This is a genomic window from Flavobacterium sp. PLA-DH12 (assembly GCF_059511845.1).
The window spans coordinates 33,395-53,860 of record NZ_JCAMPD010000001.1 but is presented as its reverse complement, the minus strand read 5'-3'; the positions used below and the strand labels follow the sequence as shown (position 1 = coordinate 53,860).

The following is a 20,466-nucleotide window of genomic DNA, read 5'->3' as shown; positions in this document are numbered from 1 at the left end:
TCAACAAAAACTTAGCCCCTTAGTACCTTAGTATCTCAGAACCTTAGAAAAAATGAAATTCCTCAAACTCATTCGTTATAAAAACCTTTTAATGCTTGCTTTCATGCAGCTGCTTTTTCGCTATGCTTTTCTAAAACAGCAGCAAGTTCCTTTGGCATTAGCTGACTGGCAATACGGATTACTAGTTTTAAGCACTGTATTGCTTGCCGCGGCAGGTTATGTTATTAATAATATTTATGACGTAGGAACAGATACCATCAACAAACCAAATGACGTTGTTGTAGGCAAAGGAATTACAGAAACTGCAGCTTATAATATTTATATAGGTTTAAATATATCTGGGGTAGCAATTGGTTTTATTCTGTCAAATATTATCATGAGACCGACTTTTGCATCGCTTTTTATTTTAATCGCATCGCTTTTATATTTTTATGCGACAACTCTAAAACAAATCATGATTTTAGGCAATTTTGTTGTAGCATTGCTTTTGGCTGTAAGCGTTTTGATTATAGGAGTTTTTGATCTTTTTCCGGCTACGACGAGCGAAAATCAGGCACAAATGGCTAGTCTTTTTTCTATTTTAACAGATTATGCCCTTTTTGCTTTTATGATTAATTTTATTCGTGAAATTGTAAAAGACATTGAAGATGTAAATGGCGATTATAATATGGGACTGAATACATTACCAGTTGCAATTGGGGTTAACAGAGCTGCAAAAATAGCATTAGGTTTTGCTATAATTTCTTTTATTTTATCAGGACTTTACTGCAATACTTACTTCATGCAAAACAAGCTATATATAGCTGTATTTTATGCTTTTGCAACTGTTTTAGCGCCTTTGCTTTATTTTATTGTCAAAATATTTAGTGCAAAATCTCAAAAAGATTTTCATCATTTAAGCACTATCCTGAAACTTATTTTGTTCTTCGGAATTTTATCAATCTTGGTTATTGCCTTAAATATCAAATACAATGCTTAAAGAAAAATTAAAAAAATATAAAATCATTTTAGCTTCGGGTTCGCCTCGCAGACAGCAATTTTTTAAGGATTTAGATCTTCATTTTGAAATTCGTTTAAAAGACGTTGAAGAAATTTATCCGCCAGAACTAAAAGCCGCAGAAATTACCGATTATCTTGCTGAATTAAAGGCAAATGCTTTTGAAGGAGAATTGAAAGAAAATGAAATCTTGGTTACAAGCGACACCATTGTTTGGTACCAAAATAAAGCTTTAGGAAAGCCAAAAAATGCTGAAGAGGCTTTTGCAATGATAAAATCAATGTCTAATGCAACGCATGAAGTAATTACTTCTGTTTGTTTTAAAACAGCTGACTCCTCTACTCTTCTACATGATATTACCAAAGTAACTTTTAATGATTTATCAGACGAAGCTATTCTATATTATATTGAAAACTACAAACCTTATGATAAAGCTGGTGCATACGGAATTCAGGAATGGTTTGGTTTTATGGCAGTTGCAAAAGTAGAAGGCTCTTATACCAATGTAATGGGGCTTCCGACAGCCAAAGTTTACGAATTTTTGACTACTTTAGTGTAAAAATTTATTTATGTTTTCTTTTAAAGAGTATAGCCGAGAAATAATCGCAACAATCATTCTTATTGGGGTTTTAATTGTATTACGTATAATAATTGCTAAACTAATAAGGCGTTTTGCGGCTACAAGCCAATTATTTGAACATCGTACCAATCTAGTGATCAAGTATATTAATATTTTAATGAATATACTTCTTGTAACCATTTTGATCATAATCTGGGGAGTTCAAACAGAAGATATATTTATTACTATTTCTTCTATTGCAACTGTAATTGGAGTTGCCATGTTTGCACAATGGTCTATTTTGAGCAATATTACTTCAGGAATGGTTCTGTTTTTCTCTTTTCCTTTTAGGATTGGAGACACCATTAAAATTCATGATAAAGATTTTCCTATTGAAGCTGAAATCGAAGACATTAATACCTTTCATGTCAGTTTAAAAACAAAAGAAGGAGAAAAAATAGTTTTTCCAAACAATCTATTACTTCAAAAAGGAATTTCCATCATTCCTGCAAAGTACGAGGAGCGCGAGTTTTTCGACTAAAATTCTAATGGGAATTTTATAACGGGCAGCAAAAAAGCTAGAACAGAAAAAAACAAATAAAGTGTAATATTTGTTTTATAAATTCAGCTAAATAAAATACAAAATGACTCGGCCTATAACATTACCATTTTATGCAAAACTATCTTTTATTCTTGTTACTTTAATTTGTTTTGCATTCATTTTTTGCATCGGAAAAGATATTCTTACCCCCATTTTAATGGCATTTTTATTTGCTGTTCTACTGCTTCCGATTTTTACTTTTCTAAAGACCAAACTTAAATTTCCGAGACATCTCGCCGCTATAGTCTGTCTTGCAATTTTTATTTCTATTGTGGTCGGAATTTTGGTTTTTATCTCGTACCAAGTCACTTACATGGCAAATGATTTTGAAACAATAAAGAAAAATGCAAACTCGTTTATAATCGAAATTCATAAATTTATAAGAGAAAATTTTCAGGTAAGTATTGGAGAACAGAAAAAATATCTGGATTCTGTTACAAAAGATTCTGTAAAAACAGGTCAGGCTCAATTAGGATCTTTTATAATTTCGATAAGTGATGTTCTTTTAGACAGTACCATTATGATTATTTATACCTTTTTGTTTTTGATTTATAAAGAGCATTTCAAATTGTTTTTTGCCAAATTAATAAAACAGGAAAACCACGCTGTACTGCAGGATATTTTGTCACAGATAAAAGTTTCCATCAACAATTATATTGTAAGCTTAATTATGGAAATGATTGTTGTTTCGGTATTGACTAGTCTAGGTTTATGGATTATTGGTGTAAAGTATTTTATCCTGCTCGGATTAATTACAGGAATTTTGAACCTGATTCCTTATATTGGAATTTTTATTGCCGGCGTTATTACCGTTTTAGCTTCACTGACAGGGTCTGGAGAAATTTCAGTAATTCTCGGAATTCTTATTGTGAATATAATTGTTCAGTTTATCGATAATAATCTGCTTGTGCCATTAATTATTAATTCTAAAGTAGAAATTAATGCCTTTGTGTCGATCATGGGAATTATTGTTGGAGGAGCTGCTGCCGGAATTGCTGGAATGTTTTTAGCCATCCCTCTTTTGGCTATTTTGAAAATTATTTTTGATCGAATTGACTCGCTTTCAGCTTGGGGTTACTTGATGGGAAACCATGTTCCGAGAAAATTTGTCTGGAGAAAGAGAAAAATTACAACAGAAAATTAAAAAAAGCGTTATGCTAGCATAGCATTTATTTATTCCTTAAATTCATAAAGTTTAAAATTATTAGAAGAAAACTACCGAATGTCTCTAACTAAAAAAATACTGTTTTTTATTTTACTTTGCTTCTGTTTGCAAAGCGGATATGCGCAGGTAGATCAAAATAAAAAAGAACCTAAAAAAGAGAAAGACACAACGGAGATTTACACTAAAATCAGAAATTATTCTAAGAAAAATAAATTTACGCAGGCTATGCATAAATTATTCTTTAGGTCTAAAAAATCGAAGAAAAAAGACGAATTGCTTGTTCCCATTGATTCTACAAATTATGATGGAAAGATTATTCGAAAAATCAATATTATCACTTTAGATCCTTTTGGATATTCTGTTGCCGATACTACTCAAATTCCTAAAAATTGGGGAGAAAGAATGGGTAATAGACTTCACTTAAAAACAAAGAAAATAGCTATTTATAATTTATTGCTCTTTAAGAAAAATACTCCTTACAATACTTATAAAGTTCTAGAGTCTGAGCGTTTAATTCGTGCTCAACGTTATGTTACAGCGGTTAGAATTTCGAATCAGTCAGTTGGGCAAGCTTCAGATTCTGTAGACGTTACGATTCGTGTTTTAGATTCATGGAGCACTATTCCAAGATTTTCGATTTCTAGCAATCAAATGTCAATTGGTTTTAAGGAAAAAGACTTTTTTGGAACTGGACAACAATTGGAATATCGTTTCACTAATCGCTTTGACGATGGCCGAAATGGTAATGAAGCAACTTATACAGTTCCAAATATTAAAAATACTTATATCGGTACAGTCTTTCATTACAATATGGATTTGGATAATAACTATATTAAAAGTATAGATATTGAACGAGACTTCTACTCTCCTTTGACTAAATGGGCGGGCGGATTTTATATTGACGAAAGCTTTAGAAAAGACACGCTTCAAGCTCCAGATTCGACATTTGCTTATCAGCCAAAAAAATATACTTCGCAAGATGTTTGGGCGGGACATGCTTTTAAAATGTATGAAGATAGCAATCATGCCATAACTAATTTGATTACAACAGCACGTTTTTTGAATGTAAATTATAGCGAATCGCCTTCTGAACTTTATGATCCGAATCATTTTTATTCTTCTGAAAAGCTCATTCTCAGCGGAATTGGTCTAAACACAAGAAAATTTATCAAAGACAGCTATATTTTTAGGAACGGGCAGACAGAAGACGTCCCAATTGGGCGAATATATGGTGTTACTTTTGGATATCAATATAAAAACACTTTTTGGCGGCCTTATGTCGGGGCTCAATTCTCTTTTGGAAATTATTATCGTTTAGGCTTTTTAAGTATGAATTTTGAAGCTGGCACTTTCTTTCATCAATCCAAAACCTATCAAACCTCATTTTTGTTTGAGTCTAACTATTTTACAAAGTTATACAGTATCGGAAATTGGAAAATTAGACAATTCGTAAATCCAAAACTTGTAATTGGAATAAATCGAGATGATATAATTGGAGATCAATTAAACATAAATGAAGATAATGGAATTCCTGGATTTAATAGTTATTTGTACGGAACCAGCAAGGCTGTTTTATCCTTACAAACACAAACGTATTCTCCACATGCATTACTTGGGTTTCGTTTAAATCCATTTTTCAATTATTCCATTGCAGTATTAGGAAGTCCGGAAATGGCGATGACTAAGAGTAAACCCTATTCTAAACTTACTGTGGGATTATTAATTAGCAATGACTATTTGGTTTTCAGTTCATTCCAGCTTTCGTTGTCCTATTATCCAAGTATTCCGCAGCAGGGAGACAATGTTTTCAAAACTAATACTTTTGAAACTACCGATTACGGACTCCAAACTTTTGAGTTGGCAAAACCAAGGGTAGTCAATTACAAGTAATTTTTTTATTTTTTTTTACGAAACTTTCAAGCATAAAAAAAACACTATAAATCAAATACTTAAGCAATATACACTTTTATTTTACTCGATGAAATGCATTTTTATTCGACAAAATACATCTCTTTTATTTTTTTGGCACAGTATATGAATATCCCTATTCAAGATTAACATTTAAAAAAAACAAAAAAGATGAAAACGATAAAATTAGCAATCGCCGGATTATTTCTAATGGTTGCAAACGCCACGCAAGCCCAAGTATCGATAAACGTGAATATAGGAAACCCACCAGCTTGGGGACCTGCAGGATATACAGATATGGAATATTATTATCTTCCAGATATTGAAGCTTATTACGATGTTCGTGCTTCTCAATTTATCTATTTCGGAGGTGGAAGATGGGTAAGAACAACTTACTTACCAAGACAATATAGAAACTATGATCTATATGGTGGTTATAAAGTAGTTTTGACAGACTATCACGGAAGAACTCCTTATACATACTTTGATCGTCATAGAGTAAAATACTATAAAGGATACCATGGAGTTGCACAAAGACCATACAGACCGAGACCAGTATATGGATATAACGATCGTAGAGACTACAAACATTATGACAAACATGATAAACACCATGACAAACACGATCGCCACGATCATGATGATCACCACGATCACGGACATGGAAGAAGATAATTGCTAAATTATTAGTAATCAGCTCAAGAGAGTATCAATTAATTGATGCTCTCTTTTTTTTTGATAATTTAACTTTGAAGTTTTGTTAAAAATTTGTAATTTGTATATAAATCATTGTAAAACAGGGAGTTTTAACAAAATTAACCTTTGTTTAATGTGATTATGATATATATTTGCACCGAATTTTCAAAACCCAAATTAAAATTTTATGAGAAAGAATGTTTATTTGCTTTCATTTTTAGCAATGTCACTATTAATAGGATGTGACGATAATAATGACAACAAAAATGACGGACAGTCGTCAAATAACATTACTATTACTTCTGATCAATCTACTTTAAATCAAAGGTTAGACTTGACTAATTCAGGAGTAATTTCGATCGAAAATGGTTCGTTGACAGGGAAATCTGCAGAGACAGCCAACACTTCTTTTCCTCTAGTTCAAATTGCCGAAGTTAAACCGCCAGTTGATGCTAACGGAAGAACACTACAAGCCAGCCATGTTACGGTAAACGGAAATTATGCTTATGTTTCTTATATTATGAGAGGCGATGCTTATTCTGGAGCAATTGACGTAATTGATGTTTCAGATCCTTATAAACCAAAATTAGTTACATCGGCTTTAATTCCTAATACAGACATTACATCTCTAACTTTCTCTGGATCAAATTTAATTATTGGGGCAGCAAAAGATGTAGACAAAGATCCGCTTCTTACTACAAATCCAGCTATTGTTCTTAACATGGAGTTAAGTTCTGGAATGCTTACTGATAAATTCAAAACAAATTATTTAGAAAATAGAGTTACAACAGATGTTGCCGCTAATACCTCTAATTATTTTGCTGTAACTGGAGATAACGGAAGTTTATTCAAACTAAGCAACTCTACTAAAGAAATTACTGGAAAAGCTACTGTAGCCGATTTACGCTCTATTGCCTTAACAAGCGACAAAGTAGTCACTTTAAGCGGAACGAAAGGCGTTAATATTTACAATCAATCTACTCTTGCTTTACAAAAAAGCTTTACAACTTCAACTGATGTAAGTGGTGCGAAACGAACAATGGATATCGACGGTACAAAACTTTTTGTTTCTGAAGGTCCAAACGGTCTTGGCGTATACGATATCAACAGCGGTTCTAAATTGCAAAGCATTGCAATTGCAACAGCTGGAGAAGATAATGTAACAAATGCTGTATCTTTTAATGATGGTTATGCTTTTGTAGCAAACGGAGCTCTTGGCTTAAATGTTTACCAATCTTCAACACAACTTAATTTATTAGGTTCTGTAGGAATTGCAGGTTCATCAAACTATGTAAAATCAAGCGGAAATTATATCTATGTTGCAAGCGGAACAGGTGGTTTGAAAATTATTAAAATGGAAAAACCAAATGGAACTTTTGCAAATTGCACCTCTTACATTGTATACAATCAAGGTAAAGATTTAATTTTAAATTCTAACGACATAAAATCATACCAAGGAGCAACTGCTATTAATTCGGCAATTATTAATTCTGGTGCTGTTTTAACACATTGTGGTTCAATTACGGTTCAAAATAATCTGACTTTAAACAGTGGCGGTACTTTCAACATGACTGGAAGTTTGTCTCAAGGTAAATATCAGCAATCTAATCCAACAGAGTTAGTTATTAATAGTAATGCACTTTTACAAGTTGAAGGTTCTGTTGTAATTTGGGGGGATTTAAGATTAAATAGTGGTGCAAAAATTAATTTTATTGGAAGCAATTCTTCTATCACTATTTACGGAAAAGTTACCAAAGGAAGTAATGTAACGATTACAGGTACTTATAAAGACACCGAGAATAAATTAAAATAAATCATTCAAAACATTTATATAAAAGCTGTTAGATTTAATTCTAACAGCTTTTTTTGTTTGATCGTTTTAAAGAAAGGTATAATTATTGAGCGTTAACAATTCATTTAAATAATCTTACATAAAATAATTACTATTTTTGAAATGATTTCAAAAAACACCTAACATTTACCATGCGAAAAATACAGATTCAAATCTTTCTTTTATTTTTTATCGGTTTTCAGGTTTCATTTGCACAGCAGCCACAAAAACCAAATTCAGTTGAAATTTACAATCAAATCAAAAAGTTAAACTTTTTAGGTTCTGTCTTGTATATTGCCGCACATCCTGATGATGAAAATACCAGAATGATTTCTTATTTAGCCAATGATATGAATGCTAGAACAGGCTACTTGTCATTGACTCGTGGAGATGGAGGGCAAAACTTAATTGGTCCACAATTACGAGAATTACTTGGTGTTATAAGAACCCAGGAATTAATCGAAGCACGAAAAATAGATGGCGGAGAACAGTTTTTCTCAAGAGCAAACGACTTTGGTTTTTCTAAGAATCCAGACGAAACTCTAGATATTTGGGACAAAGATAAAGTCCTTGCCGATGTAGTTTGGACAATCAGAAAATTCCAACCAGATATTATCATCAATCGTTTTGATCACCGATCTCCAGGTACAACACATGGACATCATACTTCTTCTGCAATGTTAAGTGTTGAAAGTTTCAAATTAACAAATGACCCGAAAGTTTATCCAGAACAATTAAAATTCGTTTCGCCTTGGCAGGTAAAACGTCAGTTTTTTAATCCGTCTTGGTGGTTTTATGGAAGCCAAGAAAAATTTGACGCAGCCAATAAATCTAAATTTACAAAGCTGGAAACTGGTGTTTACTACACAGGAATTGGAAAATCGAATCAAGAAATTGCAGCTTTAAGCCGAAGCCGTCATCAATCACAAGGTTTCGGAAGTACAGGTGTTCGTGGTGAAGAAACCGAATATTTAGAATTAATCAATGGTGAAACTCCAAAAGAACGTGACAATTTATTTGACGGAATCGATACAAGCTGGAACCGCGTTAAAAACGGAAAACCAGTTGGCGATTTAATTTCTTCGATTATCTCAAAATACGATTTCAGTCATCCTTCTGCAAGTATTCCAGATTTAGTAAAAGCTTATTCAATGATTCAAGCTCTAGATGATGCACACTGGAAAGAGATTAAATCAGCATCTATAAAAAACATCATCGCATCTTGTTCTGGTTTGTATCTTGAAGCTGTTGCCAATGAACAAGAAGCAACTCCGGGAAGTACAATTAAATTAAGTTTAGAAGCTATTAACAGATGTTCTGTAGAAATGGAATTAATGAGTGTAACTACACTTCCAGATCTTAAAACTACAACTCAAAACATTGTTTTAAAAAACAATAACTATAACAAAATTAATCTGCAATTACAGCTTCCTAGCAACATTGAATACACACAGCCATATTGGCTAAAAGAGAAGGCTACTGTTGGAATGTATACCGTTTCTAATCAAGAAAATATTGGCATTCCCGATATTATAAGAGATACGAAAGTGATTTTTAATGTAAAAATCAACGATATCGAAATTCCGTTTGAGCGCACCGTTGTCTATAAATACAATGACGGCGTAAAAGGCGAAATGTATAACTTTCTTGATATTGTTCCAGAAGTTACCACTTCAATCTTAGAAAGAGTTTTGATTTTTAGAGATACCAAAAGTAAAATGATTCCGGTGAAAGTTCGCGCTGGAAAAGACAATGTTAAAGGAAATCTGCAATTAGAATTACCAAAAAGCTGGACTGTTTCACCAAAAGAAATTCCTTTTGCTTTAGACACAAAGGGCACTGAACAAATCTTTTATTTTGAAGTAACGCCTCCTGTAAATCCAGAAGAAGTTACTGCAAAAAGTGTTGCAATTGTAGACGGAAAACGATTTGACAAAGACCAAACAATTATTGAGTTTCCTCATATTACCAAACAAATGGTTTTAAAACCTGCAGAATCAAAATGTATTAGAATTGATTTGAAAACTTCTGGAGATGCGATTGCCTATATTATGGGTGCTGGAGACGAAGTTCCAGAAAGTTTAACGCAAATGGGATACAAAGTTTCTATTTTAAAACCAGAAGAAATTACGCCTCAAAAACTAGATTCGTTCAGCACCGTTATTACTGGAATTCGTGCTTATAATACCGTAAATGCTTTGGCAAACAAGCAAAATATACTTTTCAATTTTGTAAAAAGCGGTAAAAATATGATTGTGCAATATAATACAAACGGAAAACTAGTTACTGATAAAATTGCACCATATCCGTTAAAATTATCTAATGATCGTGTAACAGAAGAAAATGCCAAGATTACTTTCTTAGCGCCAAATCATCCTGTTTTAAATACTCCTAATAAAATCTCTGAAAAAGATTTTCAAGGATGGACACAAGAGCAAGGTTTATATTATCCAAACGAATATGATCCTGCCTTCACTCCTATTATTTCGTCTCACGACAAGGGAGAATCTGCTAAAGATGGCGCTTTATTAGTTGCTCCGTATGGGAAAGGATACTACATTTACACCGGTTTGAGTTTCTTTAGAGAATTGCCAGAAGGTGTTTCTGGAGCGTATCGATTATTATCGAATATTATTTCTCTAAAACAGCCAATTGAAGCTCCTAAACAAGATATAAAGCAATAAATATGGAAGCCAAAAAAACAAAAAAATGGAAAAAAAGCTATACTTACGTTTTAGTAGCTAATGCAATCTATATTGCTATCTTTTTCTTAATCATGCAATTATACTCATAACCTATGCAGCTATTTGACTGGATCGTACTTATTGTCACTTTATTATTTATTGTTGGATACGGATCTTGGAAAACCCGAGGAAGTAAAAACGTAGAAGATTTCATTTTAGGAAACAACGAAACACCTTGGTATACTGTTGGACTTTCTGTAATGGCAACACAAGCCAGTGCAATTACGTTTTTATCTACACCTGGACAAGCCTATCATGACGGAATGGGTTTTGTTCAGTTTTATTTTGGTCTACCAATTGCCATGATTGTCATTTGTTTGACTTTTATTCCGCTATATCATAAAAGTAAAGTTTTTACGGCATACGAATTTTTAGAGCGACGATTTGATGTTAAAACGCGTTCGCTTGCTGCAATTTTATTTCTAGTTCAAAGAGGTTTAGGAACTGGTTTAACCATTTACGCTCCAGCTATTATTTTGTCTGCACTTCTAGGATGGAATTTAACTATTATGAACATCATTATTGGAGTTATGGTAATTATCTATACTTTTTCTGGTGGTACAAAAGCAGTAAACGTAACTCAGAAACAACAGATGTTTGTCATTATGTCTGGAATGTTCATTACTTTTTTCCTAATTCTGCACTATCTTCCAAACGATATGACTTTCAATAGTGCTTTGCATATCGCTGGAGCAAATGATAAAATGAATATTGTAGATTTTTCTTTTGACCCCGAAGAAAAATATACTTTTTGGAGTGGTATTACTGGAGGTTTCTTTTTGGCCCTAGCCTATTTTGGTACAGATCAATCTCAAGTGGGACGTTATTTGTCTGGAAAATCAGTTCGTGAAAGTCAAATGGGATTAATCATGAATGGATTATTGAAAGTACCGATGCAGTTCTTTATTCTTTTAACAGGAGTTATGGTTTTTGTTTTTTTTCAATTCAATCCTGTTCCGCTAAATTTCAATCCCAACAATAAAATAGCCATTGAAAAGTCTCCTTACAAGCAGGAATACCATGTTTTAGAAGAAAAATTGGTAAAACTTTCAGAAGATAAAAAGGTTATCAATTTATTATACATCGACCAGTTAAATCAGGATTATGACAATCCCATTTTACGTAAAGAATTAGTAGCATTATCAAATAAAGAAAAAGATCTTCGAGATAAAGCAAAAGAAATTATTTCGAGAGCCGATAGTAATTCGGAAACAAATGATAAAGATTATGTATTCTTTCATTTCATTCTGCATTATTTGCCTAAAGGTCTAATCGGATTGCTATTGGCCGTAATCCTATCAGCAGCCATGTCTTCTACTGCTTCCGGATTAACTGCCTTGGCTTCTACAACTGCAATTGATATTTACAAACGAAATCAAAAAGAAGAAAAATCAGAGAAACATTATCTGCATGTTACTAAGTTTTTTACTCTTTTCTGGGGAATTGTAGCCATACTTTTTGCTTGTGTTGGAACATTATTTGAAAATTTAATTCAGCTCGTAAATATTATTGGTTCTATCTTCTACGGAACTGTTTTAGGAATATTTCTTGTAGCTTTCTATACTAAGAAAGTTCAAGCAAAACCAATGTTTATTAGTGCGATTATAAGTCAGCTTACCATTTTTGTAATCTATTATTTTATGATTTACAGTCAAGAAAAACTAGGTTATCTATGGCTGAATTTTATTGGTGCAATCTTGACAATTGTATTAGCGCTTTTATTGCAGTTTTTATTTTTTAGAGGAAAACCAGATGATAATGAGTTAGTTTTAGACTAAGAATATTCTCTGAGTCTGAAATTATTCTAAGCAAAAATCTTATTTTAGTAAATTCTAATTACTAAAATAAGATTTTTACTTTTTTAACTTCAAATTAATCATCATTATGAAAGACCACAAAAAATACAGCAGCAAAACCAAAGCTGCTTTTATTCTGCTAATCGTGATGCTGATTATTTTACTTGGCAACTTTAATACACTCCGAAATTCCAAAAACGTAAATGATAACATCAATGCGATCTATAAAGATAGATTGGTTGTGGCGCATTATATTTTTCAATATTCAAAAGAACTTCATTTTATAAAGGCAGAAGCTGAAAAACTAAATTTAAGCGATGTTATTAAAAAAGATGAAATTATTCATACGCTAAACATTATTCATAATATTGATGATTTGTATGCTAAAACAGTTTTAACAAATAAGGAGAAACAATACTTTGATGCATTTTTACTTTCCTGTAAAGAAATAAACAAACAGGTTGAAAACAAAAATTGGGACAAAATAGCCAATTCTAGTGCTGAAGCTTTAAAAACACTTGAATCTCTTTCTAACATTCAGATTGAAGAAGGAAAAGCTAAACTTGCCATTGCGAACGCTATGTATAGCAGAAACAATATACTTGGCCAGCTTCAGATTGCCTTACTTATTATTTTGGGCGGAATAACTTTTTATCTTTTAATAAAGAAAATCAAAAAAACAGTAAAAATTCCTGAACCTCCAAGTTTGAATTAAAACTCATTTAACCGCAAAGGACGCAAGAGATTACGCAAAGTTCACAAAGTTTATTTAATACAGCTTTGCGAACTTTGCGTTAAAACATAACAAGTCAAAAAAATCTTGCGCTCTTTGCGGTTAAAAAAGAACAAAAAAAATTCCAAAACCCGAAAGCTTTGGAATTTTAAAATTTTTATAAAATTGGAATTTGATAATTCAAAGAATTATTATCTGCTCCACTCAGCGATACTATCTTTATTCAATTTTACGTAATCTGCATTGTTTGCAGCTTCGGCAGATGCCAAAGAAGCTTTTGCTGTTTCGATCGCTCCTTTTTTGTCACCTTGTTTTGCTTGAATTAATGCTTTTAATCTTGATACATAATACGGTTTGTCTGAGCTCATATCAAGAGCTTTGTCTACATAATTTCTTGCAGTTTCTATATTTCCGTTTGATTGGAATAAATATTGAGAAGCTGCGAAATAGTCATTCCATGTTGGACCAGCCAATGCTTTATCGATACTTGCTACAGCAATTTTAGCAGTTGGAACTTCAAATTTTAAAGCTACATGAGAATTTTCCCAAGCAATATCTAAATAACCAAAATTTGGATCTAAACCATTAATACCAATTGTGAATGTCTCAACAGGAGTTGGCAACGCTTCTTCTTTTACTGTCGTTTTTAAAGCTACGTAAGAATCGCTCCAATTTTCTGGTAATCCCCAGTTGTCGGTAGAAAGATAAAAAATGATATCCCAGCTTTCGATTCTAGGCACTGTATAAATTGCATATTTTCCTTTCTTTAGCGTCTTTCCGTCAATGATTACATCATCACTAAAGTTAATGATAGTATTTTCATTAGCTCCAGTTCTCCATAATTTTCCAAACGGAACTAAATTTCCGAACACAGCTCTTCCTCTTGCTCCTGGTCTTGAATAGGTAACTTCAACGTCGGTTAAACCAACAGTTTGTTTAATATATCCTTTTGGACTTGCTTGTGGCGTTTTTACTTGTGCTTCTGATGCTAATGGTCCTAAGATCAGGGCTAAAGCAATAAGTAGTTTCTTCATTATTTTAAGTTTTATTTTTATTCAAATTTACAAATTCAATCAGGGAACAAATGTTAAATTTTCTATAATTCAACCCTTTAGCTGTGATATTTTTTCAGCATTTAGCTCGTTAAAATGTTCTATAACTAAATCAGCTTCAGACAAATCTTGAAGATGAGAATGCTCGCTCTTATATCCTACACAATAAATCCCAGCTCCTTTTGCTGCTTTAACTCCATTTGTACTATCTTCAATAATTATGCATTCTTCTTTTGGTGCGATTGACAAAGAAGCTGCATGAATAAATATCGCTGGATTAGGCTTTGACTGCGGAAAATCTTCTCCGCTTACAATATCGGTAAAATACTGATGAAGGTTAAATCTAGTAAAAACGCGATCGATAGTGACTTTTGAAGCCGAAGAAGCTAAAATTAACTGTATTCCGTTGCTGTACAAATCTTTAATTAAATCTTCTACACCATCTAAAAGGTATAAATCTTCCTTAGTGTCAAAAGCATCATTAAAAATTGTTCTTTTTCTCTGAATCAAATCTTCAACTTCCTGTTCTACCGTCGGAAAATAACTCTTTAAAGTCTGAAATGTATTTCGAGTCGAAAATCCTGTAAATGTGGTATACATTTCTTCAGGAACTTCAATATTCAATTCAGAAAATTGTAAATAATAGGCATAACGATGAACGGGTTCCGTGTCTACGATTACCCCATCCATATCAAAAATTACTGTTTTAATCATTTTTTTTTAAGGTGCTAAGGTTCTAAGAGTCAAAGGCTCTAAGGTTTCTCTTTTGTCTGTTTAACTTTGTCAAAGTTTTAAACTTTGACAAAGTTCTTTTGAATTCTCTTTTTTTAAGTTCAAGAAAATAAGATTCAATGCTTCAGCTATAAAAACCTTAGCACCTTAGAATCTTAGTATCTTAGAACCTTTATTTTTTAAGTAAATATCTAATCACCGTTTCGGCAGCATGCAAACCAAATAATCCTGGCATGTAGCTGTTTGTTCCGTAGAATGACTTTTTGAAGTTTTTACCATCTGTTAATTTTAAGCTTTTTTCGTCTTGAATCTCAGAAGAAAATACCACTTTCAGTTTGTTGATTTTTACTTCTTTTAAACGCTTGCGAATTGTTTTAGAGAAATAGCAATTAATTGTTTTTGAAATATCTGCTACTTTTACTTTTGAAGCCAACATTTTTCCGCCAGCTCCCATACTGCTAATAATTTTTACTCTTTTGCGTTTCGCGGCAATAATCAGATTTAATTTTGGAGTAATACTATCAATGCAATCCAAAACATAGTCAAATTCTGGAGAAACAATCTCGAAAGCACGTTCTGGAGAAAGAAATTCCTGAACACGAGTTAGATTTAATTCTGGATTAATATCCATTAAACGATCACCTACAATTTTGATTTTTGGCTGACCAACCGTTGAATGCAAAGCTGGCAATTGACGGTTAATGTTAGTAATATCTACAACATCTCCGTCTACAATTGTCATGTTTCCTACTCCAGCTCTCGCTAAAAATTCAGCTGCAAAAGATCCAACTCCTCCTAGTCCAACGACTAAAACATTAGACTTTTGTAAATTTTCTAATCCTTCTTTTGTAAATAAAAGCTCAGCTCTTTCTGTCCATTCTGCCATATATTCTTATTATTATTTTTTGTTTCAAGTTTTAAACTCTTCTTGATAAATTACATTTTACAATCCAAACACAGTTCGATAATTACTTAAAATAACCTCTTCTAATTCTATTAAATTTAAACCTTTATACTCAGAAGCCAATTCGTATACTTGCTTAATCGATTCTTCAATAGTATCCGTCTCTAAGAAAAAAAGATCGTTTGGAACATTTTGAAAAACCGATTTTAAATCTGGATTTTTCAGTAAGTATTTTCCAAATGAAAGATAAAATCCAGTCGCAATTAACTGTTCCGCCAACTGCTTATTTTTTGAAAAACCATGAATAATCATTGGAACATTTATCTTCATTTTTTTCTTTATTTCCATGACTTCTTGGAAAGAGGCAACGCAATGAATAACTACAGGTTTCTTATATTTTTCTGCTAATTCTAATTGCTTCTCAAAAACTGAAATTTGCAGATCAAACGGAACTCCAATTCTTTTGTCCAAACCACATTCTCCTATTGCTAGACAGTTTTTGGTTTGCATTTTCTCTTCAATAATTTTCAAATCTTCATCAATACGACTTTCATCAATATACCATGGATGAATTCCGATGGAATAAAATGGAATCGATGCATCAAAATCTTTTGGATACTGATTAACCAATTCTAAAACATCTGATTGATTGGTAAATTGATGTGTATGAAAATTAAAATATTCCATTAATGAAAAGTCTTTACACCAGCTTTAATTTCGATTTTTAAATCGTTTTCCTGTGGCACAAGCGGACAAGAATACTTATAGCTATAAGCGCAATACGGGTTGTATGCTTGATTGAAATCGACTGCTATCGTATTTCCTTTTGGAATTTCTAAATCAATATAACGGCCACCAATATAACTCTCTTTACCAGTTGTCAAATCTGAAAAAGGAAGGAAAAGATGGTTTTTATATTTTTCCTGAACTATAAGATCTAAACTCTGATAAACAGCAAGCTGAAAAGCTTTTCCGTTTATTTTGAAATTTAAAGTTCCATATTTTATATATTTTGGTGTACGAGTTCCTGAAGTTTTCATTTCGAAAGCTTTGCCTCCTTTAGCTTTTACCAAAGTTGCATTCACAAAATAAGTTTCAGAAATAGGAAAAAACTCTAAGCTTTTAAAAGTTTTTAAATCTTCAGCCATCAGCGGACTTGTCTTAGGATCAGCATATTCGGAGTTAATTTTCTTTTGAAACTTCTGAACATCAGTCTTACTAAACTTTTTTTGTGCAAAAGCAAAATTAAATACCAACAATAAGGCTAGGGCGTTTATAGTTTTCATCTTAGAAATTTTCTGCAAAAATAGTTCAAAAGTAACAAAACAACAACCACTTAACGAGACAAAGTTTCCTAACTTTGTGACGATAATCTATCACACAAAATGCTTAAAAACGCCTTAACTCACTACATTAACAACTTTAGAGGTTTCACTAGAGAAGTTTGGATTCTTGCCATTATTACTTTTATCAACCGCGCTGGGACAATGGTTCTTCCTTTCTTATCTAAATATCTAAAGGAAGATCTTCACTTTTCGTACAATCAGGTGGGATGGATTATGGTTGCTTTTGGTTTGGGTTCAATGTTGGGTTCTTGGCTGGGAGGAAAATTATCTGATAAAATTGGATTTTATAAAATAATGATTTTCAGTTTATTTACGAGTGGAGTTTCGCTTTTCTTTGTACAGTACATTACTACTTTTTGGGCACTTTGTGTTGCCATGTTTGTTCTTATGACAATTGCCGACATGTTTAGACCGGCTATGTTTGTATCTCTAGGAGCTTATGCTAAACCAGAAAACAGAACACGAGCCCTTACGTTGGTTCGTCTTGCTGTAAATTTAGGTTTTGCTGCTGGACCAGCCCTTGGAGGTTTAATTATTATGGGAATGGGATATTCTGGCCTTTTCTGGGTTGACGGTGCTTCTTGTATTATTTCAATCTCTATTTTCGCTTTATTGGTAAAAGAAAAGAAAAAAGCCACACACGACGATAAAACAGAAAGTGCTACCGATGTAAAATCGGTTTTTCATGATAGAATTTTCTGGGTTTTCTTATTCGTAAGTTTTATTACGGCTATGATTTTCTTTCAGCTTTTTACCACCCTTCCTTTATATCATAACGAAAAATTTGGCTTAAGCGAATTTCAAACAGGTCTTTTAATGACTTTAAATGGTCTCTTAATCTTCTCTCTAGAAATGCCTACAGTTGGATTTTTGGAACGAAAAGCTTTTCCTAAAATTAGAATTATAATAGTCGGATCTTTTGTAATGGCATCTAGTTTCTTTTTGCTCCTCATTAATTTTTGGGCAGGAATATTGGTTGTAAGCATGGTCTGCATTTCTATTGGTGAAGTTCTTACTTTTCCGTTTTCCAACGCATTTGCCCTCAGTCGAGCACCACGTGGACAAGAAGGACGCTACATGGCACTTTATACCATGAGTTTTAGCCTTGCCCATATTGTGAGTTCTAAACTCGGCTTTGAAATTATTACCCGATTTGGTTACCAAACCAACTGGCTTTTTATGGCCTGCATTGGTGTGCTTGCAACAGGATGCTGCATTTGGATCAAAAACGCTCTTCTAACAGAGAAAACTTTCTAAACAAATTTTAACTTCTTAATACATTATTATTCAATTTATTACAATTAAATTTGAATAGCTTTTTCATGCTTTAAAACGAATTCAAACTTAATTTTTAGTTAAATAACTATTTTTATAGTTGCGTAACTAAAAAAATAGTTGTACGTTTGAATTAAAATTAGAGAAGATGCAGAAGTTAACAAACAAAGAAGAAGAAATTATGATGATTTTATGGAAGCTAAAGAAAGCTTTCGTGAAAGAAATTCAAGCTGAAATCACAGAAGATCAGCCACATTACAACACCTTATCGACTATAGTGCGTAATTTGGAAGAAAAAGGATACGTTGGACACAATGCTTTTGGAAATACACATCAATACTTTCCGATTGTACCAATTGAAGATTACAGAAAAGGATTTATGAAAACCGCAATCGATAATTACTTTAATAGTTCATATAAGAGTATGGTTTCCTTTTTTGCTAAAGAAGAAAAAATTTCAGCAGATGAATTGCGTGAAATTTTATCAATGATCGAAAATAAAGAAGAAAATAAATAATCGGGTTATGGAAGCACTTTTTATCTATATCATCAAATCAAGCAGTTTAATGCTTTTGTTCTATTGCGCTTACTTTTTCTTATTGCGCAAAGAAACATTCTTTAACAGTAACAGATGGTTTCTTTTGTCTGGATTAATCGTGTCGGCAATTTTGCCTTTCTTGACTTATACAAAAGAAGTATGGATTGAAGCTGCTCCCGATATCAATATTAATTTTCAAAACAATATACAAAACATTTCACAAGAAGAATCAGCAGACTTTAACTGGACATATCTGATTTTAGGTCTTTATTCTATTGGTTTTTTAATTTTCCTTATAAAATTAGCAATCGATTTTTATAGTCTAAATACAGTAATTAAAGGAAAAAAGATCCAACAGCAAGCCGATTTTAAATTCATAGATACAAACGAGAATATCGCGCCTTTCTCCTATTTTGAATATATCGTTTACAATTCATCACTGTATACGCCTTCAGAATTAGAAAACATTATTGAACACGAAAAAGTACATAGTGATCAGAATCATACCATAGATGTATTGGTTTCACGAGCATTCAGTATTATTTTCTGGTTCAATCCGATTATCTGGTTTTACAAAAAAGCAATAATGCAAAATTTAGAATTTATTGCCGATAATGAAGCCGCTAAGAAACTGCAAGACAAAAAAGCCTATCAATACACGCTTTTAAAAATAACAACACACGAAAATTGTGTTGCAATCACTAATCATTTTTATCAATCATTAATCAAAAAACGAATCGTCATGTTAAACAAAAACCAATCAAAAAAGAGAAATTCTTGGAAGTATTATGTTGTAATCCCAGCTCTTGCTGCATTTGTATTATTATTTCAAGTTGAAGTAGTTGCAAAAGAAAGACATCAGACTGTAAAAGCAGTCTCAAACGAAATTGAATCTGTTGATATTTACAAAATACAAAAGAATACCACAGATTTGGAATTAAAAAGAATCAAAGAGAAATTAAAATCATTGCATAACGTCGAATTTGAAGCTTCAAGAATCAAAAGAAACTCAGAAAATCAATTAACGTCTCTTAAAGTTGAAGTAAGCTATCAAAACCAAAAATCTCAATCTATTCAAACAGGTGGAAAAGTAGCCATTAAAGATTTCGGGATAATTGTTGTTACAGGGAAAAATGGCGCTATTAGAGCTGGCATAAAAACCGATGATGAAAAAAGCGCTGTAAGTCAAAAAGTTGCTTTAAATGAAAAGCCAAACAATTCAGAAGTTAAAAATACAATTACTAATACAGAAACCAATGTTAACACTAATTCTATTACTAGTACAAAAACTGACAGTGATACTAATGCAAATATTAGCACTACTGTAGTTATAAATAAAGACAATAACACTAAAGTTATTACAACTGGAGGTACAACGGTTGCTGTTTCAAATGGCACGAAAACGAATGCTAAAGCATCTAGCCCTCTCGTAATTGTAGACGGTGAAGAAATGCCTTCTGGTTTTGATTATAATAGTATTAAACCAACGGATATTGCATCTGTAAATGTATTAACTGGAGTGAACGCAACTGGCCAATATGGCGAGAAAGCTTCAAATGGAGTAATCGAAATTGTAACCAAGAAATAAT

Annotated in this window: 18 protein-coding genes; 13 read left to right on the top strand and 5 right to left on the bottom strand. The window is 32.4% G+C overall.

Annotated elements, in window-relative coordinates; genetic code table 11:
• The first annotated feature begins 52 nt into the window (after window positions 1-52).
• From AC5ZCW_RS00250 to AC5ZCW_RS00205, 10 genes are all read left to right on the top strand, one after another.
• Entirely contained in the window at window positions 53-979 is a 927-nt protein-coding gene (locus tag AC5ZCW_RS00250) for a geranylgeranylglycerol-phosphate geranylgeranyltransferase (protein WP_281632680.1), read from the top strand.
• Entirely contained in the window at window positions 972-1,556 is a 585-nt protein-coding gene (locus AC5ZCW_RS00245) for a Maf-like protein (protein ID WP_496117112.1), read from the top strand. Before AC5ZCW_RS00250 ends, AC5ZCW_RS00245 begins: the two co-directional genes overlap by 8 nt.
• A gap of 10 nt (window positions 1,557-1,566) precedes the next feature.
• On the top strand, window positions 1,567-2,097 hold the full coding sequence (locus AC5ZCW_RS00240) for a mechanosensitive ion channel domain-containing protein (protein ID WP_343544034.1): 531 nt from the start codon (window positions 1,567-1,569) through the stop codon (window positions 2,095-2,097).
• 103 nt (window positions 2,098-2,200) lie between these two features.
• Window positions 2,201-3,301 carry an AI-2E family transporter gene (locus AC5ZCW_RS00235; protein WP_496117110.1) on the top strand — a complete coding sequence of 367 codons (1,101 nt, stop codon included), beginning with the start codon at window positions 2,201-2,203 and terminating at the stop codon, window positions 3,299-3,301.
• A gap of 78 nt (window positions 3,302-3,379) precedes the next feature.
• Window positions 3,380-5,212 carry a hypothetical protein gene (locus AC5ZCW_RS00230; protein ID WP_496117108.1) on the top strand — a complete coding sequence of 611 codons (1,833 nt, stop codon included), beginning with the start codon at window positions 3,380-3,382 and terminating at the stop codon, window positions 5,210-5,212.
• Window positions 5,213-5,401: 189 nt separating this feature from the next.
• Window positions 5,402-5,905: a hypothetical protein gene (locus AC5ZCW_RS00225; RefSeq protein ID WP_343544031.1), complete on the top strand. Its 504-nt coding sequence runs from the start codon at window positions 5,402-5,404 to the stop codon at window positions 5,903-5,905.
• Window positions 5,906-6,113: 208 nt separating this feature from the next.
• Window positions 6,114-7,739: an LVIVD repeat-containing protein gene (locus tag AC5ZCW_RS00220; RefSeq protein ID WP_496117106.1), complete on the top strand. Its 1,626-nt coding sequence runs from the start codon at window positions 6,114-6,116 to the stop codon at window positions 7,737-7,739.
• Between the two features lie 170 nt (window positions 7,740-7,909).
• Window positions 7,910-10,441, top strand: coding sequence for a PIG-L family deacetylase (locus AC5ZCW_RS00215; RefSeq protein WP_496117104.1), 2,532 nt, complete (start codon window positions 7,910-7,912; stop codon window positions 10,439-10,441).
• A 113-nt stretch (window positions 10,442-10,554) separates the two neighbouring features.
• On the top strand, window positions 10,555-12,279 hold the full coding sequence (locus tag AC5ZCW_RS00210) for a sodium:solute symporter family protein (RefSeq protein WP_496117102.1): 1,725 nt from the start codon (window positions 10,555-10,557) through the stop codon (window positions 12,277-12,279).
• A gap of 106 nt (window positions 12,280-12,385) precedes the next feature.
• Window positions 12,386-13,012 carry an MCP four helix bundle domain-containing protein gene (locus AC5ZCW_RS00205; protein ID WP_496117100.1) on the top strand — a complete coding sequence of 209 codons (627 nt, stop codon included), beginning with the start codon at window positions 12,386-12,388 and terminating at the stop codon, window positions 13,010-13,012.
• Window positions 13,013-13,221: 209 nt separating this feature from the next.
• On the opposite strand, the gene AC5ZCW_RS00200 is transcribed toward AC5ZCW_RS00205, so the two are convergent.
• The 5 genes from AC5ZCW_RS00200 to AC5ZCW_RS00180 form a co-directional block, all read right to left on the bottom strand.
• A complete protein-coding gene (locus AC5ZCW_RS00200; protein ID WP_343544028.1) occupies window positions 13,222-14,064 on the bottom strand; it encodes a DUF2911 domain-containing protein in 843 nt (280 codons plus the stop codon).
• A 69-nt stretch (window positions 14,065-14,133) separates the two neighbouring features.
• Window positions 14,134-14,796 carry an HAD family hydrolase gene (locus AC5ZCW_RS00195; protein WP_496117098.1) on the bottom strand — a complete coding sequence of 221 codons (663 nt, stop codon included), beginning with the start codon at window positions 14,794-14,796 and terminating at the stop codon, window positions 14,134-14,136.
• A gap of 190 nt (window positions 14,797-14,986) precedes the next feature.
• The gene (locus AC5ZCW_RS00190; RefSeq protein WP_111368980.1) at window positions 14,987-15,700 is read right to left on the bottom strand and encodes a tRNA threonylcarbamoyladenosine dehydratase; all 714 of its coding nucleotides are present in this window, start codon (window positions 15,698-15,700) and stop codon (window positions 14,987-14,989) included.
• Between the two features lie 57 nt (window positions 15,701-15,757).
• Complete coding sequence (locus tag AC5ZCW_RS00185) at window positions 15,758-16,405, bottom strand: TatD family hydrolase (RefSeq protein WP_496117096.1); 648 nt, start codon at window positions 16,403-16,405, stop codon at window positions 15,758-15,760.
• Window positions 16,405-17,004 (bottom strand): DUF1684 domain-containing protein, encoded by a 600-nt coding sequence (locus AC5ZCW_RS00180; protein WP_496117094.1) that lies wholly within the window; start codon window positions 17,002-17,004, stop codon window positions 16,405-16,407. Before AC5ZCW_RS00180 ends, AC5ZCW_RS00185 begins: the two co-directional genes overlap by 1 nt.
• 99 nt (window positions 17,005-17,103) lie before the next feature.
• On the opposite strand from AC5ZCW_RS00180, the gene AC5ZCW_RS00175 reads away from it, so the two are divergent.
• The 3 genes from AC5ZCW_RS00175 (at window position 17,104) to AC5ZCW_RS00165 (ending at window position 20,465) form a co-directional block, all read left to right on the top strand.
• Window positions 17,104-18,321, top strand: a complete 1,218-nt coding sequence (locus tag AC5ZCW_RS00175) for an MDR family MFS transporter (RefSeq protein WP_496117092.1) — start codon at window positions 17,104-17,106, stop codon at window positions 18,319-18,321.
• 166 nt (window positions 18,322-18,487) lie between these two features.
• The gene (locus AC5ZCW_RS00170; RefSeq protein ID WP_496117090.1) at window positions 18,488-18,856 is read left to right on the top strand and encodes a BlaI/MecI/CopY family transcriptional regulator; all 369 of its coding nucleotides are present in this window, start codon (window positions 18,488-18,490) and stop codon (window positions 18,854-18,856) included.
• Window positions 18,857-18,863: 7 nt separating this feature from the next.
• Complete coding sequence (locus tag AC5ZCW_RS00165; protein ID WP_496117088.1) at window positions 18,864-20,465, top strand: M56 family metallopeptidase; 1,602 nt, start codon at window positions 18,864-18,866, stop codon at window positions 20,463-20,465.
• Window position 20,466 lies beyond the last annotated feature (1 nt).